We start from the raw sequence: 23,854 nt of genomic DNA on the forward strand, positions 1-23,854 counted from the left end.
GGATGGCGGCGATCCAGGTCGTGCGGTCCGAGTGGACCAAGATCCGGTCGGTGGCCTCGACCGTGTGGACCCTCTCCCTCGCCGTGGTCGTCACCATCGCCCTCGGCATGCTGATCTCGGCGCTGACGAAGCACGAGTTCGACAACATGAGCACGAAGGACCGGCTGTCCTTCGACCCCACCTACATCAGTTTCGCCGGCATGAGCCTCGGCCAGCTCGCGATGATCGTGTTCGGGGTGCTGGTCGTGTCGAACGAGTACAGCACCGGCATGATCCGCACCTCGCTGGCGGCCGTGCCGCAGCGCGGCACCTTCCTCGCCGGCAAGATCGGGGTGGCGTCCGGCCTCGCGCTCGTGGTGTCGATGGCGACCAGCTTCGTCGCCTTCTTCCTCGGGCAGGCGATGCTGGGCTCGCACAGGACCGCCCTCGGCGACCCGCACGTGCTGCGCGCGGTCATCGGCGGCGGTCTCTACATGACCCTCATCGCCGTGTTCTCGATGGGGGTGGCCACGATGCTGCGCTCGCCGATGCTGTCGCTGGGCATCCTGATGCCCTTCTTCTTCCTCATCTCCAACATCCTGGGGAACGTCTCCGCGACGAAGAAGATCGGCCGGTTCCTGCCGGACCAGGCGGGCAGCAAGATCATGCAGGTGGTGCCGAGGATCGACGACGACACCCCGTACGGCCCCTGGGGCGGTCTCGGGGTCATGGTGCTGTGGGTGGTCGCGGCGCTGTTCGGCGGGTACGTGTTGCTGCGGAGGCGGGACGCGTGAGCCGAGGTCCGGTTTTTACCTCCTCTTGAGCGGAACCGTCAGCGCCTCGATATCCTCCTAACCCTTACGGGGGCGTGTGCCCCGCTGTCCTGAACCTTTCGATGGGTGCGGAGCATGATCGAGGCAGTCGGCCTGACCAAGCGCTACGGCGACAAGACCGCTGTGTACAACCTTTCGTTCCGGGTGCGGCCGGGGGCCGTCACCGGCTTCCTGGGGCCCAACGGCTCCGGCAAGTCGACGACGATGAGGATGATCCTCGGCCTGGACAACCCGTCCGCGGGGCAGGTGACGATCGGCGGCTACCCGTACGCGAAGCTGCCGAACGCGCCGCGTCAGGTGGGTGCGCTGCTCGACGCCAAGGCGGTGCACGGCGGCCGGTCCGCCCGCAACCACCTGCTGAGCCTCGCCCAGCTGTCCGGCATCCCCTCCCGCCGGGTCGACGAGGTGCTGGGCGTGGTGGGCCTGCAGGACGTGGCCAGGCGCCGGTCCAAGGGCTTCTCGCTCGGCATGGGGCAGCGGCTCGGCATCGCCGCCGCGCTGCTGGGCGACCCGCAGGTGCTGCTCTTCGACGAGCCGGTCAACGGCCTCGACCCCGAGGGCATCCTGTGGGTGCGCAACCTGATGAAGGCGCTGGCGGCCGAGGGCCGTACGGTCTTCGTCTCCTCGCACCTGATGAGCGAGATGGCGCTGACCGCGGACCACCTCATCGTGATCGGACGCGGGCAGCTGCTCGCCGACATGAGCGTGGCGGACTTCATCGCCGCCAACTCCGCCGGCTTCGCGCGCGTGCGCACCCCGGACGCCGAACCGCAGCTGCGCGAGAAGCTGACGTCCGCGCTGACCGAGGCGGGCGGCCACGTGCTGCCCGAGCAGGACGGCGCCCTGCGGATCACCGGGCTGCCGCTCCCCCGCATCAGCGACATCGCGCACGACACCGACGTACGCCTGTGGGAGCTGTCGCCGCATCAGGCCTCGCTGGAGGAGGCGTACATGCGGATGACCCAGGCCGCCGTCGACTACCGCTCCACGATCGACCAGAAGGCGGGACTGATGCAGCCCCTCCCGCCCGGCGCCCAGCCCCCGATGCCGGTGCCCGGCCAGGGCCAGCCGGGCTGGTACGCCCCGCCGCCGCCCGGACAGGGCGGGCAGCCCTTCGCGATGCCGCAGGGGCAGCCCGGTCAGCCCGGCCCCTACGGCGCCGCCGGACAGCCCCCCGCGAGCCCGTACGGCGCCCCCACCACGCCGCCCGCGGGCCAGGGCAACCCGTACGCCCAGCCGGCGTCCCAGGCGCCTCAGGGACAGCCGCCGGTGCCCGCGGTACCGACCGGCGAGGCCCCCGGCACGCCGCCGCAGCCGCCGCACCCCGCGCAGCAGGCGCCGGAAGGTTCCGCCACGCCCGCCGTCCCGGCGCCGCCCGCCGGCGCGCCGCAGGCGTCCGTTCCGCAGAGCGCCGCCGCGGGCCCGCAGGACGCGGCGCCCGCGCCCGTCCAGTCCGCCGCCTCCGCCGACCTGACCAAGCCCGAGGACGTCCGATGAGCACCCCGCAGCCCCCGATGCCGCAGGCCGCCGCACCCGACTGGCAGGCGGCGGCGCCCGGTTCGCCGTATCCCGGCTACACCTCGCCGATCCCCGTGGTGCGCACCCACCTCGGGCACGCGATCGCCTCGGAGTGGACGAAGATCAGGTCGGTCCGGTCGACCATGTGGACGCTCGGCGTGTTCGTGCTGCTCGTGGTGGGGATCGGCCTGCTGGTGGCCGCGCTGGTGTCCGCCAGCGAGTCGGACGGAACCCTGGAGGGCGAGAACCCGCTGTCCTTCGGTGTCTTCGGCCTGCTCCTCGGCAGCATCTGCATCATCACCCTCGGCGTGCTGACCACCGCCTCCGAGTACGGCACCGGGATGATCCGCACCACGATGACCGCGTGCCCGTCCCGCGCCCGGGTGCTCACGGCGAAGGCGATCGTGTTCTTCGCGGTCGCCTTCACCGTGACGTTCGTGTCGGTGCTGCTCGTGGCGCTCGCCGATGTGTCCATGCTGAGCTCGGCCCGGACCCCGTCCGGCGAGGAATGGCTGAAGGGCACCCTCGGCATCTCGTTCTACATCGCCCTGCTCGGACTGCTCTCGCTCGTCATCGGCTCGGTCATCCGGCACTCCGCGGGCGCCATCACGATCATGATCGGCCTGGTGCTGGCACCGCTGGTGATCGCGCTGTTCATGTTCTCGCAGGCGCTGGAGGACGTCCGCCAGGCGCTGTTCGAGTACTCGATCCCCAACCAGCTGGCCGTCTTCTACTCCAACTCCCTCAGCGACTCCGGCGGCCCCAGCGGCTGGGACCCGCTGTGGATCGCCCTCGGCGTCACGGCCGCCGCGTTCGCCGGCGCGGTCGCGCTGCTCAACAGCCGGGACGTGTGAGCCTCCGGGAGCCCCGTCAGAACTTCGGCGTGTTACGGGACCGCTGCACCCGCGTGGTGCGGCGGTCCTTCGCGTTCCAGCACGCCTTGTGCCAGTGGCGGCGGTCGTCGACGCCCGAGTGCTCCGGCCAGGCCACCACGTGCGGCACCCCGGAGTGGATCATCTGGTCGCAGCCGGGGCAGCGGTAGGTCTTGCCCTGCGCACTCGCGCCCGCCACGTGCCGCACGCTCCACTCCTCGCCCTGCCAGCTCTCCGTCGACTGCCAGCCGCCGTAGCGGCCGGGGCGGTCGTCCTCGGCGCTGCGGCCGGACGAGCCCGACGGATCGGAGCCCTTGGGTCGGTTGCGACGCGGGGACACGGAACACCTCACGGGGCTATACAGGAAGCACGGTTCGTGTCCAGCCTACGGTCCCGGAACCCGGGTACGCGTGGGGCACCGACCCCCCGGGTCCCGCCCGCGACAGCCCGTTCTGCAGACAATCCGCAAATCTCTTCGCCAGGCCGTGACCCCCGCACGTGTCAGACGGTTATGCCGTGTGGGGGAGCTCCATGTCGGAGCCAAGGAAGCAGGAAAAGCAATGCGTGTTGGAAGTTTCGTGCTGTCGGCCCAGTTCCCGGGGCAGGGTCATGGGGAGGCGCTGCACCGCGCGGTCCGTTCGGCGGAGGTCGCCGAGGAGGCCGGTCTGGACTCGGTCTGGCTGGCGGAACACCACTTCGTGCCGTACGGGACCTGTCCGTCGGCGATCACCCTGGCGGGGTTCCTGCTGGGCCGCACCCGCCGGCTGCGGGTGGGCACGGCGGTCAGCGTGCTGCCCACCGTCCACCCGGTGGCCCTCGGCGAGCAGGCGGCGCTGCTGCACCTCACCTCCGGGGGGCGGTTCTCGCTCGGCGTGGGGCGCGGCGGACCGTGGGTGGACCTGGAGGTGTTCGGGTCGGGTCTCGCGGCCTACGAGGAGGGGTTCCCGGAATCACTCGATCTGCTGGTGCGCTGGCTGCGCGAACCGTCCGTCGGGGCGGCCGGGGACCGGTTCCGGTTCCGTGAAGTCCCCGTCGTGCCCAGGCCGTCGGAGTCCCTGACGGACGCCGACGGCCCCGAGGTCGTCGTCGCCTGCACCTCGCCCAAGAGCGTGCGGCTGGCCGCCGAGCGCGCCCTGCCGATGCTCCTCGGCATGCATGTGGGGGACGAGGAGAAGGCGGAAATGATCGCCATGTGGCGGGAGTTGGCGCGCGCGGCCGGGCATCCGCCGGAGCGCGTGATGGGCGCCGGCCACGTCTCCGCGGGCGTCTGCCAGATCGCGGACCGGCGCACGGACGCGGTGGAGGCTCTGACGAAGGCGATGCCGGCCTGGCTCAAGCAGGGGCTGGACGCGCATGTCACGGTGGACGGCCGGATCCGGCGGATGCGCGACCCGCTGGCGTACACCGAACTGCTCTGCGGGCTGCACCCGGTGGGCACGCCGCGGCTGTGCGTCGACCGGCTCACGGCGACCAGCGAGCGGACGGGCATCTCCCGCTTCGCCCTGCTGGTCGAGGGCTCCGGCGACCTGGCGGCCACCGAGGAGAACGTACGACGGCTGGGTGCCGAGGTCCTCCCCCACCTCGGCTGACCGCGTGGTCCGGCATGGGGCTTGCCGCTCCAGTACTTGATGCACCTCCCGCGTACGGAGCGGCAAGCAAGCGGCATGCCGCTCAGCAGTCCCGGAACTCCGGAGACTGGTTGAGCAGCTGACTGCGGACCGAGGTGAAGCGCGCCAGCGTCTCGTCGACGGTCGAGTCCAACGGGAACACCGCCACTCGGTGGCAGTTCTGGAAAGCCAGCCGGACACCGAAGTGCCGCTGGAGCGCGCCGCGTATCGCGTCACTCGCGAGCGCACGCAGCAGCTGACCGCGTGCCTGCTCGTCCGGCGGGGGCGTCTGGTTGTCGGCGAACTGTCCGCCGTCGACCTTCAGCTGGGCCACCAGGGAGCTGATCATCTCCCATGCGTAGGGCAGGGAGGTCCGGACGCAGTCGACGAATTCTGCTTCGCCGACCTCGCCTCGCTCGGCCTTCTCGAGTAGGGCCGGTGAGACGTCGAGCGACATGGGTTCTCCTCTCGCACCCCTGTGGTCCACAGGGGTTGCCGGACAGATGAGGGAGTTCGCGATACCGGACACGCTGTGTACACGCCTCGCGACCTCCCGTTTATACGGTAGGCAACGGACCGTGACGGCACCAGGAGATTGCGTACATAGGGGGTTCCCTTTAGGCCCACAATCGGCCACAACCGAACAGGGGCGGTCAGTCGTCTTCTGGGGCGAATCGCGTCGACACCTGCCCGTCGAGTAGCGTTGCCGACCATGCGTCTCGTCATCGCCCGATGCTCCGTCGACTACGCGGGCCGGCTCACCGCCCATCTCCCCTCGGCGCCCCGCCTGATCCTGGTGAAGGCGGACGGCAGTGTGTCGATCCACGCGGACGACCGTGCCTACAAGCCCCTGAACTGGATGTCACCGCCCTGCACTCTGAAGGAGGGCGCGGGCGACGACGGGGGCGTCTGGACCGTGATCAACAAAGCGGGCGAGAAACTCATCATCACGATGGAGGAGATCCTCCACGACTCCTCGCACGAACTCGGCGTCGACCCGGGCCTGATCAAGGACGGCGTGGAAGCACACCTCCAGGAACTCCTCGCCGACCGCATCGAGACCCTCGGCGAGGGCTACTCGCTCATCCGGCGCGAGTACATGACCGCGATCGGCCCCGTCGACATCCTGTGCCGGGACGCCGAGGGACGGACCGTGGCGGTGGAGATCAAGCGGCGCGGCGAGATCGACGGCGTGGAGCAACTCACCCGCTATCTGGAGCTGTTGAACCGCGACCCGCATCTGGCCCCGGTCCGCGGCATCTTCGCGGCACAGGAGATCAAGCCGCAGGCCCGCGTCCTCGCCACGGACCGCGGGATCGGCTGCGCGGTGCTGGACTACGACGCGCTGCGCGGCATCGAGGACGACAAGCTGCGGCTGTTCTGAGCGGCGGCGGTACGGCGAAGGGGCGGGGTTCCTGGTGGAACCCCGCCCCTTCGGTGTGCCTGCCTCAGATCACCGCGCCCGAGCTGCCGGTCGCGGGCGCGCTCGCCGAACCGCTCGTCTGGGCCGGGGCGGTGGAGGACGCCGGGGCGCCGGAAGCCGGGCCGCTGGCCGAGGTAGAGGTGGACGGGGGCTGCGCCGTCGACGACGTCGACGGCGAGGGCGACGTCGAGGTGCTCGGCGACGTCGACGGGCTCGAAGACGAGGTGCTCGGCTTCGGCGAGGTCGACGGTGACGAGGGCGGCTTCGACGGCGACTTGGACGGCGAGCTCGTCGAACCGCCGCCCGAGCCCTTCGTGCCGCTGGGCCGGTCCGACGGCGTGCTGCCGGTGTCGGACGGCGGCGTCGGGTCGTCCGAGGTGCCGTAGGTGCCGTCGGGCCCCGGATCCGTCGGCCTGCTCGTGGCCGTGCCGGTGTCGCCGCCGCCCTTGTCGGTCTTCGGCTTGTCCGCGCCGAGGGAGCCGTCGTCGACGCCCTGGCTGGCGGACGGGTTCACGCCGACCTTGTCGGAGGGGTTGTTGGCGTCGTTGTTGGAGGTCGCGCCGAGCGTGACCACCGTGCCCAGCACGGCGACGAGCAGTGCGCCCGCGCCGGCCGCCACCAGGTTGCGGCGGGCGAGACCCCTGATGCCCGCACGGTGGGTCTTGGGCGGGTGCCCGCCGGACGAGGCGGATCGGTTGACGACGATCGTCGCGCCCTCACCCGTGGTGGGGGCCGGCGGCCGGGCGGGCGGGAAGCCCGGGAGGACCGCCGGTACGCCGCCCGGCGGCGACTGGGACTCCTCGTAGCGGGCGTCCGGCACCTCCTCGCCGGCCGTCGAGACGAGACCCGGCGCCGTGCCGGTGCGGTCGGCGACCAGGGCGAGGGCACGCCGGGCGGCGACCGTGCCGCGCTTGTCGGACGTCGCGCCGCGCAGACCGAGGGAGGTCTCCAGCTCGGCGCGGGCCCGGTCGAACTCCCCGGCGCAGAGCGCGAGGACGCCCAGCTCGTGGTGGAAGTAGGCCTGTTCGGACACCTCTCCGGCCAGCCGGGCGGCCTCGGCACCGGCGCGCAGGGCGCGTTCCCAGGCGCTGAAGTCCAGTCCCGCGGCGAAGGCGGGCGCGGCCGTGCGGGCCAGCTGGACGGTGACGGCCTCCTCGTCCTCCGCGGGCGGGGTGGTGGCCGGCACCAGGACGCCGAGGGCGGCGAGCAGGGCGTCGGCCTCGGCGCACACCCGGTCCGGGGTGACCGACGGATGCCCGGCCCACCAGGCGTAGTGCTGGGCGGCGGTCAGCGCGCGGGCCGCGATGTCGTCGTTGTATCCGGCGGCCTCCAGCTGCTGGAGCACTCCGGCGGCGAGCCGGTAGCGGGAGCCGACCGGGGAGACCAGGCCGCAGGAGGCCAGCTCGCCGAGGGCGGCGTCCGCGTGGGTGTCTCCGACGAGCGCCGGCAGGTGGGCCTGGTGGGGCACCTCGCCGCCGAGGGCGACCGCGAAACGCAGGGTCGCCCGGGCCGACGGGCTCAGCCGGGCGGCCAGCAGCGGGGCGGGCGCGGCGGCCTCGCCGAGCGAGGGCAGCGGTACGGCGTCCTCCTCGGCGTCGAACGGGGCGTCGAAGGGCGCGTCCACGGGCAGCGAGTCGGCGAAGACGCCGAACTCGTCCACTGCGCCGGCCCCGGCCCGCTGCTGGTCCCGCTGCCGCAGCAGGGCGCCGGCCTGGACGAACCGCAGCGGCAGGCCCTCGGACTCGAACCAGAGGTCGCCGGCCCAGTTGGCCTCCTCCTCGGTGAGCACCCGGCCGACGACGCGCTCGATGATGTCGACGCCGCCCGCCCGCTCCAGGCCGCCGAGGAAGATCTCCTCGATGGCGGAGTCGGCGGAGGGCGCGGGCACGTCGGGCGTGGCGCCGATGACGAAGGCGCACTCGGGCGTCGCGTCGAGCAGTTCGTCGAGGGCGGCGCCGCCGAACTCGATGTCGTCCAGGACGACGACCGCGCCGACCTCCCGGACGAGGGCGAGCAGTTCCTCCCGCTCCGGGCGGTACAGGGGCGCGCTGTACACGGCGTAGAAGAGGTCGTGGAGCAGCTCTTCGGCGCTGCGGTGGAAGCCGCTGAGGCGGACGACGCCGTCGGGGGCGAGGTCCGCGCAGTCCTCCGCGACCAGGTCGAGCAGGGCGGTGCGGCCCGAGCCGGCGGGGCCGGTGAGGCGTACGGAGCGGCCGCGGGCGAGCAGGCGGACCAGACCCTCGCGCTCGTCCTGGCGTTCCAGGAGCGGCAGGACGGGCAGGGCCGGTCCCGGCGGGACGGGCGCCCGGGCGGCGCGGGCCGCCTCGGCGCGCTCGGCCGCGGTGAGCTTCTCGGGCCGGGCCGGCCGCTCCCCGGGCGGGCAGGCCTCTATCTCGCTGCCGTCGACGGGATTGACGGTGAGCAGGTGGTCGCCCGTGACGAGCTGCACCGTGCGGGCGAGCGCGGGCGTGTGCTGTCCGAAGTCGGGTGTGAGGGGGTCCCTGGGCGGGCGCTGGCGCGACGCACCGGTCTCGCCGTCATGGCCGTAGCCCTCGGGTCCCCGGTTGTTCGGGTCCATAGGTCAAGCCCCCCAAAAGCGATCGTGTGCCGATACAGCCCCTCCCGGCCTTGTCGCACACTCCGCTGTCGCTTCTGGTCCGGTGCCCGCTCGAGGGTTTCGCTGGCGGCGGGCAGCCGAACCCTAAACCTTCGCTCAGTATCTACGACAGCCCGGGGTACGGCGCCGCCCGAGACGTCACAGTGTCGTATGGATCGCGCTGACCTGCGCTTCCCGGCCGGAATGCCCGGTCGCGCCCGCCCCACGCGTGCCAGAGGTCACACGCGGGGCAGCGACTCCACTCCGATGCCCCCCTCGATCGCCAGGATCCGGTGCAGTCGGGTGGCCACCAGCAGGCGCTGCATCTGCGGCGGTACGTCGCGCAGCACCAGACGCCGGCCGCAGCGGCCGGCCCGCCGGTGGACGCCCATGATCACCCCGAGTCCGGTGGCGTCCCAGGAGTCCAGTTCGGACAGGTCGAGCACGAGGTCGCCGACTCCGTCGTCGACGGCCGAGTGCAGGACCGTGCGGGCGTCCGCCGCGCTGCGGACGTCGAGGCGGCCCCCGACGACCAGCTCGGCGTGGTCGCCCCTGATGAACATAAGCGCTCCCCGTGAGTGCGTTGCGTACTCCGTGACGGTGGCTGTGCATCGTCTGACTGCTTCAGCGGCCAGGAGGTTGCCGTCTGTAAGCGAACCGATACCGAATTCACCCCCGCGAGTGATGCTCCCGGGGTTTGTGCGGTTTGAGTGGGTGGACGTACCGATGTGGTCAGTACGTGTAGAAGCCCTGCCCGCTCTTGCGCCCGATGTCACCGGCGTCAACCATCCGGCGCATCAGCTCCGGCGGCGCGAACTTCTCGTCCTGGGACTCGGTGTAGATGTTGCTGGTGGCGTGCAGCAGGATGTCGACGCCGGTCAGGTCCGCCGTGGCCAGCGGGCCCATCGCGTGGCCGAAGCCCAGCTTGCAGGCGAGGTCGATGTCCTCGGCGGTCGCGACGCCCGACTCGTAGAGCTTGGTCGCCTCGACGACGAGGGCGGAGATGAGCCGGGTGGTCACGAAGCCGGCCACGTCGCGGTTGACGACGATGCAGGTCTTGCCGACGGACTCGGCGAACTCCCGTGCGGTGGCGAGGGTTTCGTCGCTCGTCTTGTAGCCGCGGACGAGCTCGACGAGCTGCATCATCGGCACCGGCGAGAAGAAGTGGACGCCGACGACCCGCTCGGGGTGCTCGGTGGCCGCCGCGATCTTGGTGATCGGGATCGCGGAGGTGTTGGACGCCAGCACGGTGTCCGAGCTCACGATCTTGTCGAGCGTGCGGAAGATCTCGTGCTTGACCTCCAGCTTCTCGAACACGGCCTCGACGACGATGTCGGCGTCGGCGGCGGCGTCCAGATCGGTGGTCGCGGTGATGCGGGCGAGGGAGGCGTCGGCGTCGTGCGCCTCCATCTTCCCCTTGCTCACGAACTTGTCGTACGAGGCCTTGATGCCGTCGGTGCCGCGCCTGAGGGCCTCGTCCGTGACGTCCCGCAGGACGACCTCCCAGCCGGCCTGGGCCGAGACCTGGGCGATACCGGAACCCATCAGGCCGGCGCCGATGACGGCAAGCTTCCGTGCCACGTTTGCGACTCCCCTTTGAAACGCCTTACACCACGTTTACGTATGTCTCTTCGGCGGACCTTAGCGGTCGTGAGGTGCCGTGTGTCCGGTAAGTAATGCGCGTCACGTCTCATCTGACGGACATCACACCGGCAGGGGTCATTCGACGCCACGGACGGCGTAGTTGAGCACCTTTCCGCCCATCAGCTCCTCGATGTCGCCGAGGAGGTTCAGCACCTCTCGTGACACTTCGCGTGGATCGCGCCCCTTGACCATCTCGCGGCGGACGACCGCCATGACGGCACCGTGCGCCCAGCCGAGCTGACCGGCGATCAGCTGGGGCAGGGGGTCGTCGTCGGCCGCGCCGGTCTCCTCGCGCAGGGCCGCCTCCAGGTTGTCCTGGACCTCCTGGCCGATGGCCCACAGCCGGGAGCGCAGGGTGGGGGCCTGCTCGACGACCCGCATGAAGTCGGCGATGCCCGGCATCAGTCCGAGCCGCGGCGAGACGGCCTCCGCCTCCTCGCGCAGTTCGCGCAGGACGGCGTCCGCGGCGGACTCCCCCTTGCGCCGGCCGCGCACCCACCGGGCCAGGCGGTCACCGATGTCGCCGGAGCGGTCGAAGAAGAGGTCCTCCTTGGCCGGGAAGTAGTTGTAGACGGTGTTGACCGAGACGTCGGCGGCGTCGGCGATCTCGGCGACGGTCACGGCGTCGAAGCCGCGCTCGACGAACAGGCCCGTGGCGACATCGGAGATGTACTGCCTGGTCTGCCGTTTCTTCCGCTCCCGGAGCCCCTCTGCTGGACGAGGCGGACGCGCTCGCCGACCGCCTGGTCGTCGTCGACCGGGGCGTGGTCGCCGCCGAGGGCACGCCGAGCGCCCTGAAGCTGCGCCACGCCGGCTCCATCGACGCGAGCCTGCAGGACACGTTCCTCGCCATCACCGGCCGGGGTCCGGGTAAGGCCGACCCCACCCCCGTGGCCATATAGGAAGCCGGAGACGATGCTGCTCCACGACACCGGCCTGATCTACGGCCGCTATCTCCGCCAGTCCCTGCGCTCCCGCTTCGCGCTGCTCTTCGGCGTGCTGATGCCGTTGCTGTACCTGCTGTTCTTCGGGCCGCTGCTGACCGGGCTGCCGCTGGCCTCCCGCGGCACCGGATGGCAGGTCCTCGTCCCCGGGCTGCTGCTCCAACTGGGCCTGTTCGGGGCCGCGTTCGCCGGGTTCACGGTCATCATGGAGAACGGTCAGGGCGTGCTGGAGCGCATGCGCGTGACCCCGGTCAGCCGGCTCGCGCTGCTGCTGGGCCGCGTCCTGCGCGACGCGACCGTCTTCGTCTTCCAGGCCGTGCTGCTGGTGCTCGCCGCGGTGGTGATGGGCCTGCGCGCGCCGCTGGTCGGCATCCTGATCGGCTTCGCGTTCGTGGCCCTGCTGACCGTCTCGCTCGGTTCGCTGTCGTACGCGCTGGCCCTCAAGGTCCGTACCCCCCAGGAGTTCGGTCCCCTGGTCAACGCGCTGACCATGCCGTCCATGCTGCTGTCCGGCCTGATGCTCCCGATGACCCTGGCACCGACATGGCTGGACGTGCTGTCCCACTTCGTACCGTTCCGCTATCTGGTGGACGCGGTGCGGGACGCGTACGTCGGTTCGTATGCGACACATCACATGGCGTACGGCGTCCTCGTCGCCCTCGGATTCGCCCTGTTCGCCGTGACAGTGGGCACACGCGTCTTCCGCACGGCCGGGGCGTAATTACGCTGGCCACATGGTCAATCTGACACGCATCTACACCAGGACCGGCGACCAGGGCACGACCGCCCTCGGCGACATGAGCCGGGTCGCCAAGACCGACCTCAGGATCTCCGCGTACGCCGACGCCAACGAGGCGAACGCGGTGATCGGGACGGCGATCGCGCTGGGCGGTCTCGACGCGGAGGTCGTCGAGGTCCTCACCCGCGTCCAGAACGACCTGTTCGACGTGGGCGCGGACCTGTCGACGCCGGTCGTTCAGAACCCGGAGTTCGCGCCCCTGAGGGTCGAGCAGTTCTACATCGACAAGCTGGAGGCGGACTGCGACCGCTTCAACGAGCGGCTGGAGAAGCTGCGCTCCTTCATCCTGCCGGGCGGCACCCCGGGCGCGGCCCTGCTGCACCAGGCCTGCACGGTCGTACGACGGGCCGAGCGCTCGACGTGGGCGGCGCTGGAGGTGCACGGCGAGGCGATGAACCCGCTCACCGCGACCTACCTCAACCGCCTTTCGGACCTGCTGTTCATCCTGGCCAGGACGGCCAACAAGGACGTCGGGGACGTGCTGTGGGTGCCGGGCGGGGAGCGCTGAGGCCCCCCGCCCCCCGCCCCTTCCTTCAGCGATCCGTGGCGTCCCGGGCCGCGTCCTCGTCCGCGCGGGCGAGGGCGGACTCGGCGGCGGCCACCTTCTTCTGCATCTCCGAATAGCCGGAGGGGGTGGCGGCGGCCCTGTCCGGGGTGCCGGTCGGGCCGCCGTCGTGCGCGCAGGCCGTGGCGAGCCCGGCGAGCAGGACGACCGCGGCGGCCGCGAGCCTCGGCCGCATCAGCTCGCGCCCCCGTCGTTGTCCTTGCACCAGGTCCGGACGTCGGCCAGGTCCTTCTGCCGCTGTCCCAGGGTCGTCACCAGGGACTTGCGGAAGGTCAGCCGGTCCTGGAGATAGGTGGCGATCTCGGAGTGCCCGGCGCTCTTGGCGTTGTCCACGCGCTGCTGCAGGCGGGCGATGGAACCGCGCTGGTCGGCGCCCGCGTTCAGGCGAGCGAGGGCACGGTCGATGCGGCGGTCGATCTTCGGCGCCCGCTTGCACAGCGCCTGCGCGCCGTCGCCGGTCGGGGCCGCCGCCGGCGACGGTGTGCTCTCGGCCACGGCCGCACCGGTGGTGCCGGCCAGGATCGCCGCCACGGCCGCCCCCACGAGGAGGGTGCGCCGGTCTCGTCGTACGTACATCTCTGCCTCCGTTTCCCGCGGACGGCCCCCTTCGTCCGTCCGCTCGCCGGGGAGGCTAGGAGCCGTCCTTGGGGAAACTCTGTGACCGTTTCGTCCCGGCTGTGTGGATCAGCCAGTCGCGCTGCGCGGGGAGCGGGCCGCCGGTCGACGGCAGCCGCACCTCGAAGCGGGCACCGGCCCCGGACGGGCCGTCGGCGACGGTGACACTCCCCCGGTGCAGGGCCGCCTGCTGGGCCACAAGGGTCAGACCGAGCCCGGAGCCGGAGCTCGCGGGCCCGCGTGCGAAGCGCTCGAAGATCCGTGCGCGGGCGTCGGCGGGCACCCCGGGCCCGGCGTCGTCCACGGTGACGACGACCTGCTCGCCCACGCGCCGCACCCCCACCGTCACAGTGGCCCGGCCGTCGGCGTCCCTGCCGTGCGTCAGGGCGTTGGCCAGCAGGTTGTCCAGGAGCAGCCGCAGACCGGGCTCCCAGCCGGGCACCGTCGCACCGGGTTCGGCCCGTAGCGTGATCGTTGCGTCCGGAGCGCGCCGCCGGGCCTCCGCGACCGCCGCGTCCGCCGCCTCCGACACGTCCACGCTTCCCAGGGCCTCCGCCTCCACCAGGTCGCCGCGGCCCAGTTCGCGCAGCATCACCAGCAGGTTCAGCAGCCTGGCGTGTTCGGTGCGCAGGTCGGTCAGGACCTCCGTGCGGTCCGGTCCGGGGAGGTCGGGGTGGGCGGCGAGGATGTCGAGGTTGGTGCCCATGCTCATCAGCGGGGTGCGCAGTTCGTGGGCGGCGGCGGAGGAGAAGGAGCGGGCGGTGTCCAGGGCCTCGGCCGTGCGTGCGGCCTGCTCGTCGTAACGGGCCAGGACCGTGCGCAGAGTGGCCGCCAGTTCGTCGACCTCGGTGACCCCGCTCGGCTCGTCGGGCAGCCGGGTGCCGCTGGTGCGCGGGTCGAGTCCGGCGGTACGGCGGCCGAGCCGGCGCAGCGGACCGGTGGCACCGGTGGCCACGGCCCAGGCGAGCAGGCCGGACAGCGGGGCGGCGAGCAGAGTCGTGACGGCCACCCGGCGCCTGACCAGCCGGAGTTGGGCCTGGTCGGCGGCGTTGGGCGAGAAGACCCAGAGGGTGCCGGTGCCGCGCGCGGTGGTGATCGTCCTCGACAGGGCACGCCAGCTGGTACCGCCGTCGCGGACGGTCACCGGTCCCCCGGTCCCCTCGGGCAGCGGCACCGAGGCGTCCGGCTGGGGGCCGCCGCTGAAGGTGGCGTCCGGGCCGACGACCCGGACGCCGACGTCGAGGGCCGCGCTGAACAGCCGGCGTTCACGGGTGTCGGCGGCCCTCGGACGGTCGTTGGCCGTGGCCCGCAGCAGGGCGCGGGCGTCGACGGTGAGGGCGGTGGCACGGGTGCGGAGGTGGTCGTCCTCGGCACCGTGCAGGTCGTGGCCGACGAGCCGGAGCAGCAGCCAGCCGGAGGCCAGGACGAGCAGCGGCACGGTGACGCCGACCGCGAGCCCGATCCGGGTGGAGATCCTCACGACTCCTGCCTCAGGACGAAGCCCACCCCGCGCACGGTGTGCACGAGCCGGGGCCGGCCGTCCGCCTCCAGCTTGCGCCGCAGATAGCTGACGAACGTGTCGACGGCGTCGGTGCGCACGTCGAAGTCGTAGCCCCACACCCGTTCCAGCAACTGGTCTCGGGTGAGGACGAGCCCCGCGTTGCGGGCGAGCACCTCCAGCAGCTCGAACTCGCGGCGGGTCAGCTCCAGCGGCCGCCCGTCCCGTTCGGCGGTGCGGGCGGCCGGGTCGATCACCAGACCGGCGACCCGGAGCGCCTCTCCCGCGGGCGGCCGGCGCCGCAGCAGGGCGCGCAGCCGCAGCACCAGCTCCTGCAGGGCGAACGGCTTCACCAGGTAGTCGTCGCCGCCCGCCTGGAGGCCGGCGATACGGTCGGCGGTCTCGTCGAGCGCGGAGAGCATCAGCACGGGCAGGTCAAGGCCGTCCTCCCGGAGCCGTTCGCACACCTCGATTCCGCTCATGCCGGGCATCGACACGTCGAGGACGAGGACGTCGGGCGGCGTCTGACGGATCGCGGCCAGCGCCTCGCGGCCGCCGTCCGCCGTGCGCACCCGGAATCCGCTCAGCCTGAGCCCGCGTTCCAGTGAGCGCCGGATGGCCGCGTCGTCGTCCACGACCAGCACGGCCCCGGAACGTTCCGCCTCGCTCATGCACCCCTCCTCGCTCACCGCCCGGTCAGCGTACGGTCCTCCGCGGGGCGGGCGGCAGCGGTCGCCGGAGCCTTCTTGGGCCAGATCAGGTAGGTCAGCGCGACGATGCCGTGGATGCCCAGGGCCCGCAGCGCCACCAGCTGGAAGGATCGCAGGGACGAGGTGTCGCCGTCGCCGACGTACCGGATCGCGGCCTGCAGCAGGGCGCAGGCGACCACGACCGCCAGCAGGGTGCGCAGCCACAGGCCGCCCTCGTGGCGGGCGCGGGCCATGCCGTACCGCGGGGGCTTCGGCGGGCGCGGGGTGCCCGCGAGGCGGTGGGCCGCGTGGCCGTCGAGCCACCGGATCGTGCAGTGGCCGTAGGCGACGGTGTAGCCGATGTAGAGGGCGGCCAGGCCGTGTTCCCAGCCGGGTTCGGCGCCGTTCCTCAGGTCGATCGCCGTCACCGCGAACAGCACCAGCTCCAGCACGGGCTCGCACACCAGGATCGCCACGCCGGTGCGACGCCACCTGAGCAGATAGCGGACGGCGAGGCCCAGGGCCAGCAGCACCCAGAAGCCCACTTCGCAGGCGATGATCAACGTGACGACCACGGCACGCTCCTTTCGGTCACCCTTCCAGGCTCGCGGCGCGTCCGGCCGTTTTCGTCGTCGGTGGTGACGAACCCGCCGTACATCGAAAGATGCAGTCCAGGACCGTCCCCCGGCATCAGGCGCGGGTCGCGCCAACCGTGTTGGATGGGGCCATGCCCCTGCCCCGCCCGCACCGCTTCGACGTGTTCGTCGCCGTCGGCGGGCTCCTCGGTGGTCTGCTCCTGGTGCGCATCGGCCTCGCCACCCGGCCCGCCGACGACCCGATCACCCTCTTCGACGGGCCCTGGCCGATCCTGCCGCCGCTCGTCGTCATGGCCGGCTGCGAGCTGCTGCGCCGCACGGCACCGCGCGCGGCGCTGCTGGCCGGCACGGTCGCGGTCTGCGCGGACGTCGTGACGCAGGGCAACCTGGCCACGGTCCTGATGTTCACCGACCTGCTCTACGCGGCCGTCTTGTACGGCCCGCTCGCCTCGGCCCGCCGCATCCAGTGGATCACCGGGCTGCTCACGGTGGCCGCGACGCTGGTGCCGTTCGCGGTGTGGCGGGTCCCGCAGGCGCTGCTGATCGGTGTGGTCGTCGGTGTCGTGGCGTACGGGCCCGCCGCCACCGGCTGGATCGTGCGCGACCACCGGGACGCGGCCGAAGCGGCCCGGCTGCGCGCCGAACAGACCGCGCTGCTCGCCGAGATCGACCGCAGTCAGGCGGTTGCCGCGGAACGGGCGCGGATGGCGCGGGAGTTGCACGACATGGTCGCCAACCACCTGTCCGCCATCGCCATCCACTCGACGGCCGCGCTGTCCATCGACGATCCCGCGACCTCCCGGGAGGCGCTCGCCGTCATCCGCGAGAACAGCGTCGAGGGGCTCGCCGAGATGCGCCGGCTGATCGGCATCCTGCGCGACGGGCACGGCGGACCCAGCGCGGTCCCGGCCCTCGACGGCCTGCCCGCACTGGTCGACGGCGCCCGCGCCAACGGCCTGGACGTCACCCTGGACGCCGAGCACGGCCGGGTCCCCGTACCCGTCGAACTCGCCGCCTACCGCATCGTCCAGGAGTCGTTGACCAACGCCCTCAAGCACGCCTGCCCCGGCCGCGTGACCGTGCGGCTGGCCCGGCTGGACGGCACGCTCGACGTGGAGGTGAGCAGTCCGTACGGCCGTCGGAACGGGCCGCGCGCCCCCGGTTCCGGGGCCGGGCTGGTCGGCATGCGGGAGCGGGCCGCGCTGCTCGGCGGCACGTTCGCGGCGGGGCCGGAGGGCGCGCTGTGGACCGTCCGCGCCACGCTTCCCGTGACCGAAGGAGACCCCGAATGATCCGTGTCCTGGTCGCCGAGGACCAGTCCGCCGTCCGCGCCGGTCTCGTCCTGATCCTGCGCAGTGCACCGGACATGGACGTGGTCGGCGAGGCGTCCGACGGCGAGCAGGCGGTGGCACTGGCCCGGGATCTGCGCCCCGACCTGGTCCTGATGGACGTTCAGATGCCGCGCCTGGACGGGGTGTCGGCGACCCGGCGCATCGTCGAGGAGCGGCTCGCGGACGTGCTGGTGCTGACCACCTTCGATCTGGACGAGTACGTGTTCGGGGCGCTGCGCGCCGGGGCGGCCGGGTTCCTGCTGAAGAACACCGACGCCGCCGACCTGCTGGCGGCGGTGCGGACGGTGGCGCGCGGCGAGGGCCTGATCGCGCCGGCCGTCACCCGCCGGCTGATCGCCGAGTTCGCCGCCGTGCCGGTGCGGGAGCCGAGGGACGCGGCGGTCCTCGACGCCCTCACCCGGCGAGAACGCGAGGTGCTGTCCTGCCTCGGCGAGGGCCTGTCCAACGCCGGCATCGCCGACCGCCTCGACATGGCCGAGGCGACGGTGAAGACGCACGTCAGCCGCCTGCTGGGGAAGCTGGAGCTGCGCAGCCGGGTCCAAGCGGCGGTGCTCGCACAGGAGTTGGGGGTCTGAGACAACCCGGGCGCAAGTGGTCCAGACCTATTGACCGATGGTCCAGACCTTTCTATTCTCGCGACACCGTGGGCGTGAAGGCTCAGTCGCGCCCCCACCCCCTTGACGAAGAGGGAGGCGCAGCATGCGCTTCAGACACAGAGCCGCGGCAGGGTTCGCGACCCTGTTGCTCCCCCTGGCCGGACTGGTCGGCCTCGCGAGCCCCGCCCAGGCCGCGACGAACGGGACCGCCACGTACACCAAGACCCAGGACTGGGGAACCGGCTTCGGCGGTCAGTGGACCATCAAGAACACCGGCTCCAGCAGCATCAGTTCCTGGAAAGTCGAGTGGGACTTCCCCTCCGGTACGTCCGTCACCTCCGCGTGGGACGCGGACGTCACGAGCTCCGGCACCCACTGGACCGCCAAGAACAAGTCGTACAACGGCACCCTGGCCCCCGGCGCCTCGGTCTCCTTCGGCTTCAACGGCGCGGGCTCCGGCTCCCCGTCCAACTGCAAGCTGAACGGCGACAGTTGTGACGGCACCACGGTCCCCGGCGACGCGGCACCGTCCGCGCCGGGCACCCCCACCGCCTCCTCGGTCACCGACACCACGGTGAAGCTGTCCTGGAGCGCCGCCACCGACGACAAGGGCGTGAAGAACTACGACGTCCTGCGCGACGGCAAGACGGTCGCGACGGTCACCACGACCTCGTACACGGACACCGGCCTCACCGCCGGCACCGACTACTCCTACACCGTGCAGGCCCGCGACACGGCCGACCAGACCGGTCCGGTGAGCGGCGCGGTCGCGGTGCACACCACCGGCGGCACCACCGACCCGCCGCCGACCACCGGCGACAAGGTCAAGCTCGGCTACTTCACCGAGTGGGGCATCTACGGCCGCAACTACAACGTCAAGAACCTCGTGACGTCCGGGTCGGCCGCGAAGATCACGCACATCAACTACGCCTTCGGCAACGTCACCAACGGCCAGTGCGCGATCGGCGACTCCTACGCCGACTACGACAAGGCGTTCACCGCCGACCAGTCCGTCAGCGGCGTCGCCGACACCTGGGACCAGCCGCTGCGCGGCAACTTCAACCAGCTGCGTGAGCTGAAGGCCAAGTACCCGAACATCAAGGTGCTGTGGTCCTTCGGCGGCTGGACCTGGTCCGGCGGCTTCGCCCAGGCCGCGGCCAACCCGGCCGCGTTCGCGCAGTCCTGCTACAACCTGGTCGAGGACCCGCGCTGGGCCGACGTCTTCGACGGCATCGACATCGACTGGGAGTACCCGAACGCCTGCGGGCTGTCCTGCGACACCAGCGGGGCCGCGGCCTTCAAGAACGTGATGTCCGCGCTGCGCGCCAAGTTCGGCTCGAACAACCTGGTCACGGCGGCCACCACGGCCGACGGTTCGGCCGGCGGCAAGATCGAGGCCGCCGACTACGCGGGCGCCGCGCAGTACGTCAACTGGTACAACGTGATGACGTACGACTTCTTCGGCGCCTGGGACGCGCAGGGCCCGACCGCCCCGCACTCCCCGCTCACCTCGTACTCTGGCATCCCGAAGGCCGGCTTCACCACGGCCGACGCGATGGCCAAGTTCAAGGCGATCGGCGTCCCCGCGAAGAAGCTGCTCATCGGCATCGGCTTCTACGGCCGCGGCTGGACGGGCGTGACGCAGGACGCGCCCGGCGGCACCGCCACGGGCCCGGCGGCCGGCACCTACGAACAGGGCATCGAGGACTACAAGGTCCTCAAGACGTCCTGCCCGGCGACCGGCACGGTCGCGGGAACGGCGTACGCGCACTGCGGCAGCAACTGGTGGTCCTACGACACCCCGTCGACCATCGCCGGAAAGATGAGCTGGGCCAAGTCCCAGGGCCTCGGCGGCGCGTTCTTCTGGGAGTTCAGCGGTGACACCAGCAACGGAGAGCTGGTGAGCGCCATCAGCAACGGCATGAGCTGACGGTCTGGATCCACCACCTGGGGCGCGCGGCAGATGCCGCGCGCCCCAGGCGTGCGCGGCGTGGGGTCATCCGGCCCCTGTGGCGGGAAGGTCGGCAGGTGCGCGGCACCCCTGACCGGGCACATCCTGTATCTCAGGCACTAAGCGGAAGAACTCATTCATGGGGGAAGAATGAAACGCAGGTCCCACAAGTCACATAAGAACGCACGGCCGACCGCCTCCAGGGCGGTCTCCTACGGGGGGTTCGCCGGGGCCGCGGCAGCGGCTCTGCTGGCCGCGTCGCCGGTGAACATAACGGTGACGTTCGGCCCCGAGCCGCGTACCGTCGTCGCCTCGCAGGCCGACGTACCGAACCCGGTGTGTCAGGCCACGTTGACCCGCTGACCGGGAGGCGCCGCCTCCAGCCAGGCCAGGAAACCGGTCAACGCGTCATCGCTCATGGCGAGTTCGAGGCGCGTGCCGCGGTGCAGACAGGTCAGGACGACGGCGTCGGAGAGGAGGGCCAGCTCCTCCTCTCCCTCGGGGAGACGGCGGCCGGCCACCTCGATCGCGGCGCGCTCCAGGACGCGGCGCGGCCGGTAGGCGTAGGAGAAGACGCGGTACCACTCGATGCGGTCGCCGTTGTAGCGGGCGACGCCGTAGCTCCAGCCTTTTCCGCTGGTGTCGGGTTTCTCGGGGACGTCCCAGCGCAGCGAACAGTCGAAGGTGCCCCCGGAGCGCTGGATGAGTCTGCGGCGGAGGCCGAAGACGAAGAGCCCCAGCACCACGAGTGCCACGACGATTCCGCACACAGTCAGAGCGAGGACCATCGACACCGACCTCCTCGTCTCCTAGGTACCGAATACAGGTAACGGAACGGAAAAAACATCCATATCTGCCTCAGCCGCGGTCGGCGCCGGATTGCTCCGGTGCCGACCGCGGCTGAGTGACGTCATGCAGCTCCGCGCGGCCTCAGCGCGTGGCCGCCGCACGCAGTCGTACATCCGCGCGGCGCTCGGCGGCGGCGTCGCCCTCCGCCTTCGCCCGCTCCAGCTCGCGCTCCACGCGCTGGACGTCGATCTCGTCCGACAGCTCGGCGATCTCGGCCAGCAGCGACAGCTTGTTGTCCGCGAACGAGATGAAACCGCCGTGCACCGCGGCGACGACCGTCCCACCATCACTCGTACGGATGGTCACCGGGCCCGACTCCAGCACACCGAGCAGCGGCTGGTGACCGGGCATGACGCCGATGTCGCCGGACGTGGTGCGCGCGACGACCAGGGTGGCCTCGCCGGACCAGACCTCTCGGTCGGCCGCGACCAGCGCGACGTGCAGCTCAGCAGCCAAGGTGGCTCCTCGGGTCACCACCCGGCGGTTCGGCCGGGTGTTGGTTACAAGTCTAGTAGGCGTGAAAGAGGGGGCGGGACGCACCCGCCCCCTCAGTCGAACTCAGGGAGTTCAGGAGACGCCGAGCTCCTTGGCGTTGGCCTTGAGGTCCTCGAGGCCACCGCACATGAAGAACGCCTGCTCAGGGAAGTGGTCGTACTCGCCGTCGCAGATCGCGTTGAAGGCCGCGATCGACTCCTCCAGCGGGACGTCCGACCCGTCGACGCCGGTGAACTGCTTGGCGACGTGGGTGTTCTGGGACAGGAAGCGCTCCACGCGACGGGCACGGTGGACGACGAGCTTGTCCTCCTCGCCGAGCTCGTCGATACCGAGGATCGCGATGATGTCCTGGAGGTCCTTGTACTTCTGCAGGATCGTCTTGACGCGCATGGCGGCGTCGTAGTGGTCCTGCGCGATGTAGCGCGGGTCCAGGATGCGGGACGTGGAGTCCAGCGGGTCCACGGCCGGGTAGATGCCCTTCTCCGAGATCGGACGGGAGAGAACCGTCGTCGCGTCGAGGTGGGCGAAGGTGGTGGCCGGGGCCGGGTCGGTCAGGTCGTCCGCGGGGACGTAGATCGCCTGCATCGAGGTGATCGAGTGACCACGGGTCGAGGTGATGCGCTCCTGGAGGAGACCCATCTCGTCCGCCAGGTTCGGCTGGTAACCCACCGCGGAGGGCATACGGCCGAGCAGCGTGGAGACCTCGGAGCCGGCCTGCGTGAAGCGGAAGATGTTGTCGATGAAGAACAGCACGTCCTGCTTCTGGACGTCACGGAAGTACTCGGCCATGGTCAGGCCGGCCAGCGCGACGCGCAGACGGGTGCCCGGGGGCTCGTCCATCTGACCGAAGACCAGCGCGGTCTTGTCGATGACGCCCGAGTCCGACATCTCCTCGATGAGGTCGTTGCCCTCACGGGTGCGCTCACCGACACCGGCGAACACGGAGACACCGTCGTGGTTGTTGGCGACGCGGTAGATCATCTCCTGGATGAGCACCGTCTTGCCGACGCCGGCACCGCCGAACAGACCGATCTTGCCGCCCTTGACGTACGGGGTCAGCAGGTCGATGACCTTGACGCCGGTCTCGAACATCTCGGTCTTCGACTCGAGCTCGTCGAAGTTCGGGGCCTTGCGGTGGATGGACCAGCGCTCACCGTCGTAGGTCTCGTCGACGTTCAGCACCTCACCGAGGGTGTTGAACACCTTGCCCTTGGTGAAGTCACCGACGGGGACGGTGATGCCCGTGCCCGTGTCGGTCACCGCGGCCTGGCGGACCAGACCGTCGGTCGGCTGCATGGAGATGGTGCGGACCAGACCGTCACCCAGGTGCTGGGCGACCTCCAGGGTCAGGATCTTCTTCTCGCCGGCGTTGGCCGGGTCGGCCACCTCGACGTGAAGGGCGTTGTAGATCTCCGGCATCGCGTCGACGGGGAACTCCACGTCGACGACCGGGCCGATGACCCGGGCGACGCGGCCCGTAGCCGTCGCGGTCTCAACAGTGGTGGTCATTAGCGGTCACTCCCCGCGGTCGCGTCGGCCAGGGCGCTCGCGCCACCGACGATCTCGCTGATTTCCTGGGTGATTTCGGCCTGGCGGGCCGCGTTGGCAAGCCGGGAGAGCGTCTCGATGAGCTCGCCCGCGTTGTCGGTCGCCGACTTCATCGCGCGCCGCGTGGCGGCGTGCTTCGAAGCGGCCGACTGGAGCAGCGCGTTGTAGATACGGCTCTCCACATAGCGCGGCAGCAGGGCGTCGAGGACGTCCTCCGCCGAGGGCTCGAAGTCGTACAGAGGGAGGATCTCGCCCTTGGGCATGGCCTCCTTGGCGACCTCTTCGAGGCTGAGCGGCAGCAGACGGTCGTCGAGGGCCGTCTGCGTCATCATCGAGACGAACTCGGTGAAGACGATGTGGAGCTCGTCCACGCCGCCCTCGGCCGTCTCCTTCTCGATGGCCTCGATCAGCGGAGCCGCGACCTTCTTGGCGTCCGCGTACGTGGGCTCGTCGGTGAAGCCCGTCCACGACTCCGCGACCTTGCGCTCACGGAAGTTGTAGTGGGCGACACCACGGCGGCCGACGATGTAGGTCTCGACCTCCTGGCCCTCGCGCTCCAGCCGCTCGGTGAGCTGCTCCGCCTTCTTGATGGCGTTGGAGTTGAAGGCACCGGCCAGACCACGGTCGCTCGTCAGGAGCAGCACCGCGGACCGCGTGACCGTCTCGGCCTGCGTGGTCAGCGGGTGCTTGGTGTTCGAGCCGGTACCGACCGCCGTGACCGCGCGCGTCAGTTCCCGCGCGTACGGCGTGGAGGCCGCCACCTTGCGCTGCGCCTTGACGACGCGCGAGGCGGCGATCATCTCCATCGCCTTGGTGATCTTCTTGGTCGCGGTGACGGATCGGATGCGACGCTTGTAGACCCGGAGCTGGGCTCCCATGAGTCAG

General features: G+C 71.2%; 25 protein-coding genes and 1 pseudogene. 11 read left to right on the forward strand and 15 right to left on the reverse strand.

The features are described 5' to 3' along the window. Nucleotides 1–2 precede the first annotated feature (2 nt). The 3 genes from ACQF4J_RS16325 to ACQF4J_RS16335 all read left to right on the forward strand — a co-directional run bounded on the left by ACQF4J_RS16325 (nucleotide 3) and on the right by ACQF4J_RS16335 (nucleotide 3,184). Nucleotides 3–773: an ABC transporter permease gene (locus ACQF4J_RS16325; protein ID WP_427165921.1), complete on the forward strand. Its 771-nt coding sequence runs from the start codon at nucleotides 3–5 to the stop codon at nucleotides 771–773. A gap of 114 nt (nucleotides 774–887) precedes the next feature. After that, the gene (locus tag ACQF4J_RS16330; protein WP_427165923.1) at nucleotides 888–2,309 is read left to right on the forward strand and encodes an ATP-binding cassette domain-containing protein; all 1,422 of its coding nucleotides are present in this window, start codon (nucleotides 888–890) and stop codon (nucleotides 2,307–2,309) included. Next, a complete protein-coding gene (locus ACQF4J_RS16335; protein WP_351561466.1) occupies nucleotides 2,306–3,184 on the forward strand; it encodes an ABC transporter permease in 879 nt (292 codons plus the stop codon). The genes ACQF4J_RS16330 and ACQF4J_RS16335 overlap by 4 nt, the downstream gene beginning before the upstream one ends. A gap of 16 nt (nucleotides 3,185–3,200) precedes the next feature. Here ACQF4J_RS16335 and ACQF4J_RS16340 read toward each other — a convergent pair whose 3' ends face one another. Then, entirely contained in the window at nucleotides 3,201–3,542 is a 342-nt protein-coding gene (locus ACQF4J_RS16340; RefSeq protein WP_351561463.1) for an ATP/GTP-binding protein, read from the reverse strand. Nucleotides 3,543–3,762: 220 nt separating this feature from the next. Between ACQF4J_RS16340 and ACQF4J_RS16345 the strand changes: the two genes are divergently transcribed. Beyond that, nucleotides 3,763–4,791, forward strand: coding sequence for an LLM class flavin-dependent oxidoreductase (locus ACQF4J_RS16345; protein ID WP_351561460.1), 1,029 nt, complete (start codon nucleotides 3,763–3,765; stop codon nucleotides 4,789–4,791). An 82-nt stretch (nucleotides 4,792–4,873) separates the two neighbouring features. On the opposite strand, the gene ACQF4J_RS16350 is transcribed toward ACQF4J_RS16345, so the two are convergent. Then, on the reverse strand, nucleotides 4,874–5,266 hold the full coding sequence (locus ACQF4J_RS16350) for an SCO5389 family protein (RefSeq protein WP_351561457.1): 393 nt from the start codon (nucleotides 5,264–5,266) through the stop codon (nucleotides 4,874–4,876). Between the two features lie 255 nt (nucleotides 5,267–5,521). Here ACQF4J_RS16350 and nucS point away from each other — a divergent pair, with 255 nt between their 5' ends. After that, a complete protein-coding gene (gene nucS, locus ACQF4J_RS16355) occupies nucleotides 5,522–6,193 on the forward strand; it encodes an endonuclease NucS (RefSeq protein WP_351561454.1) in 672 nt (223 codons plus the stop codon). A gap of 64 nt (nucleotides 6,194–6,257) precedes the next feature. Here nucS and ACQF4J_RS16360 read toward each other — a convergent pair whose 3' ends face one another. The 4 genes from ACQF4J_RS16360 to ACQF4J_RS16375 form a co-directional block, all read right to left on the reverse strand. Beyond that, nucleotides 6,258–8,810 carry an ATP-binding protein gene (locus ACQF4J_RS16360; protein ID WP_427165924.1) on the reverse strand — a complete coding sequence of 851 codons (2,553 nt, stop codon included), beginning with the start codon at nucleotides 8,808–8,810 and terminating at the stop codon, nucleotides 6,258–6,260. Nucleotides 8,811–9,067: 257 nt separating this feature from the next. Then, the gene (locus ACQF4J_RS16365; protein ID WP_351479815.1) at nucleotides 9,068–9,391 is read right to left on the reverse strand and encodes an STAS domain-containing protein; all 324 of its coding nucleotides are present in this window, start codon (nucleotides 9,389–9,391) and stop codon (nucleotides 9,068–9,070) included. 169 nt (nucleotides 9,392–9,560) lie between these two features. Further along, nucleotides 9,561–10,409, reverse strand: a complete 849-nt coding sequence (locus ACQF4J_RS16370) for a 3-hydroxyacyl-CoA dehydrogenase family protein (RefSeq protein ID WP_427165926.1) — start codon at nucleotides 10,407–10,409, stop codon at nucleotides 9,561–9,563. Nucleotides 10,410–10,547: 138 nt separating this feature from the next. Continuing rightward, nucleotides 10,548–11,141, reverse strand: a complete 594-nt coding sequence (locus ACQF4J_RS16375) for a TetR/AcrR family transcriptional regulator (RefSeq protein WP_427168587.1) — start codon at nucleotides 11,139–11,141, stop codon at nucleotides 10,548–10,550. A 44-nt stretch (nucleotides 11,142–11,185) separates the two neighbouring features. Between ACQF4J_RS16375 and ACQF4J_RS16380 the strand changes: the two are divergent. From ACQF4J_RS16380 to ACQF4J_RS16390, 3 genes and pseudogenes are all read left to right on the forward strand, one after another. Further along, a pseudogene (locus ACQF4J_RS16380) lies at nucleotides 11,186–11,374 on the forward strand (ABC transporter ATP-binding protein); the annotation flags it as partial. Nucleotides 11,375–11,387: 13 nt separating this feature from the next. After that, nucleotides 11,388–12,137: an ABC transporter permease gene (locus ACQF4J_RS16385; protein ID WP_427165928.1), complete on the forward strand. Its 750-nt coding sequence runs from the start codon at nucleotides 11,388–11,390 to the stop codon at nucleotides 12,135–12,137. Between the two features lie 13 nt (nucleotides 12,138–12,150). Further along, nucleotides 12,151–12,723, forward strand: coding sequence for a cob(I)yrinic acid a,c-diamide adenosyltransferase (locus ACQF4J_RS16390; protein WP_351561443.1), 573 nt, complete (start codon nucleotides 12,151–12,153; stop codon nucleotides 12,721–12,723). A gap of 25 nt (nucleotides 12,724–12,748) precedes the next feature. On the opposite strand, the gene ACQF4J_RS16395 is transcribed toward ACQF4J_RS16390, so the two are convergent. The 5 genes from ACQF4J_RS16395 to ACQF4J_RS16415 are packed head-to-tail and all read right to left on the reverse strand — an operon-like array spanning nucleotide 12,749 to nucleotide 16,157. Next, entirely contained in the window at nucleotides 12,749–12,955 is a 207-nt protein-coding gene (locus ACQF4J_RS16395; RefSeq protein WP_351561440.1) for a hypothetical protein, read from the reverse strand. Continuing rightward, the gene (locus ACQF4J_RS16400; RefSeq protein WP_351561437.1) at nucleotides 12,955–13,356 is read right to left on the reverse strand and encodes a hypothetical protein; all 402 of its coding nucleotides are present in this window, start codon (nucleotides 13,354–13,356) and stop codon (nucleotides 12,955–12,957) included. The genes ACQF4J_RS16395 and ACQF4J_RS16400 overlap by 1 nt, the downstream gene beginning before the upstream one ends. 55 nt (nucleotides 13,357–13,411) lie before the next feature. Next, nucleotides 13,412–14,875 carry a sensor histidine kinase gene (locus ACQF4J_RS16405; protein ID WP_427165929.1) on the reverse strand — a complete coding sequence of 488 codons (1,464 nt, stop codon included), beginning with the start codon at nucleotides 14,873–14,875 and terminating at the stop codon, nucleotides 13,412–13,414. Beyond that, complete coding sequence (locus ACQF4J_RS16410; protein ID WP_351561426.1) at nucleotides 14,872–15,564, reverse strand: response regulator transcription factor; 693 nt, start codon at nucleotides 15,562–15,564, stop codon at nucleotides 14,872–14,874. The genes ACQF4J_RS16405 and ACQF4J_RS16410 overlap by 4 nt, the downstream gene beginning before the upstream one ends. A gap of 14 nt (nucleotides 15,565–15,578) precedes the next feature. Further along, nucleotides 15,579–16,157 carry a hypothetical protein gene (locus ACQF4J_RS16415; RefSeq protein ID WP_351803652.1) on the reverse strand — a complete coding sequence of 193 codons (579 nt, stop codon included), beginning with the start codon at nucleotides 16,155–16,157 and terminating at the stop codon, nucleotides 15,579–15,581. A 152-nt stretch (nucleotides 16,158–16,309) separates the two neighbouring features. Here ACQF4J_RS16415 and ACQF4J_RS16420 point away from each other — a divergent pair, with 152 nt between their 5' ends. The 3 genes from ACQF4J_RS16420 to ACQF4J_RS16430 all read left to right on the forward strand — a co-directional run bounded on the left by ACQF4J_RS16420 (nucleotide 16,310) and on the right by ACQF4J_RS16430 (nucleotide 20,056). Then, the gene (locus ACQF4J_RS16420) at nucleotides 16,310–17,470 is read left to right on the forward strand and encodes a sensor histidine kinase (protein WP_427165931.1); all 1,161 of its coding nucleotides are present in this window, start codon (nucleotides 16,310–16,312) and stop codon (nucleotides 17,468–17,470) included. Next, complete coding sequence (locus ACQF4J_RS16425; protein ID WP_351561419.1) at nucleotides 17,467–18,105, forward strand: response regulator transcription factor; 639 nt, start codon at nucleotides 17,467–17,469, stop codon at nucleotides 18,103–18,105. The genes ACQF4J_RS16420 and ACQF4J_RS16425 overlap by 4 nt, the downstream gene beginning before the upstream one ends. Nucleotides 18,106–18,229: 124 nt before the next feature. Further along, nucleotides 18,230–20,056 carry a glycoside hydrolase family 18 chitinase gene (locus tag ACQF4J_RS16430; RefSeq protein ID WP_351561417.1) on the forward strand — a complete coding sequence of 609 codons (1,827 nt, stop codon included), beginning with the start codon at nucleotides 18,230–18,232 and terminating at the stop codon, nucleotides 20,054–20,056. Between the two features lie 362 nt (nucleotides 20,057–20,418). Here ACQF4J_RS16430 and ACQF4J_RS16435 read toward each other — a convergent pair whose 3' ends face one another. The 4 genes from ACQF4J_RS16435 to ACQF4J_RS16450 all read right to left on the reverse strand — a co-directional run bounded on the left by ACQF4J_RS16435 (nucleotide 20,419) and on the right by ACQF4J_RS16450 (nucleotide 23,847). Beyond that, entirely contained in the window at nucleotides 20,419–20,865 is a 447-nt protein-coding gene (locus ACQF4J_RS16435; protein WP_142142521.1) for a DUF2550 domain-containing protein, read from the reverse strand. 142 nt (nucleotides 20,866–21,007) lie between these two features. Beyond that, on the reverse strand, nucleotides 21,008–21,382 hold the full coding sequence (locus ACQF4J_RS16440; protein ID WP_079659511.1) for a F0F1 ATP synthase subunit epsilon: 375 nt from the start codon (nucleotides 21,380–21,382) through the stop codon (nucleotides 21,008–21,010). A gap of 111 nt (nucleotides 21,383–21,493) precedes the next feature. Then, nucleotides 21,494–22,930 carry a F0F1 ATP synthase subunit beta gene (gene atpD, locus ACQF4J_RS16445; RefSeq protein WP_351561414.1) on the reverse strand — a complete coding sequence of 479 codons (1,437 nt, stop codon included), beginning with the start codon at nucleotides 22,928–22,930 and terminating at the stop codon, nucleotides 21,494–21,496. Continuing rightward, entirely contained in the window at nucleotides 22,930–23,847 is a 918-nt protein-coding gene (locus tag ACQF4J_RS16450) for a F0F1 ATP synthase subunit gamma (protein ID WP_351561411.1), read from the reverse strand. The genes atpD and ACQF4J_RS16450 overlap by 1 nt, the downstream gene beginning before the upstream one ends. Nucleotides 23,848–23,854: the final 7 nt, after the last annotated feature.

The sequence above is a fragment of the Streptomyces sp. C1-1 genome (assembly GCF_050214755.1).
In the GTDB taxonomy this organism is placed as follows: domain Bacteria; phylum Actinomycetota; class Actinomycetes; order Streptomycetales; family Streptomycetaceae; genus Streptomyces.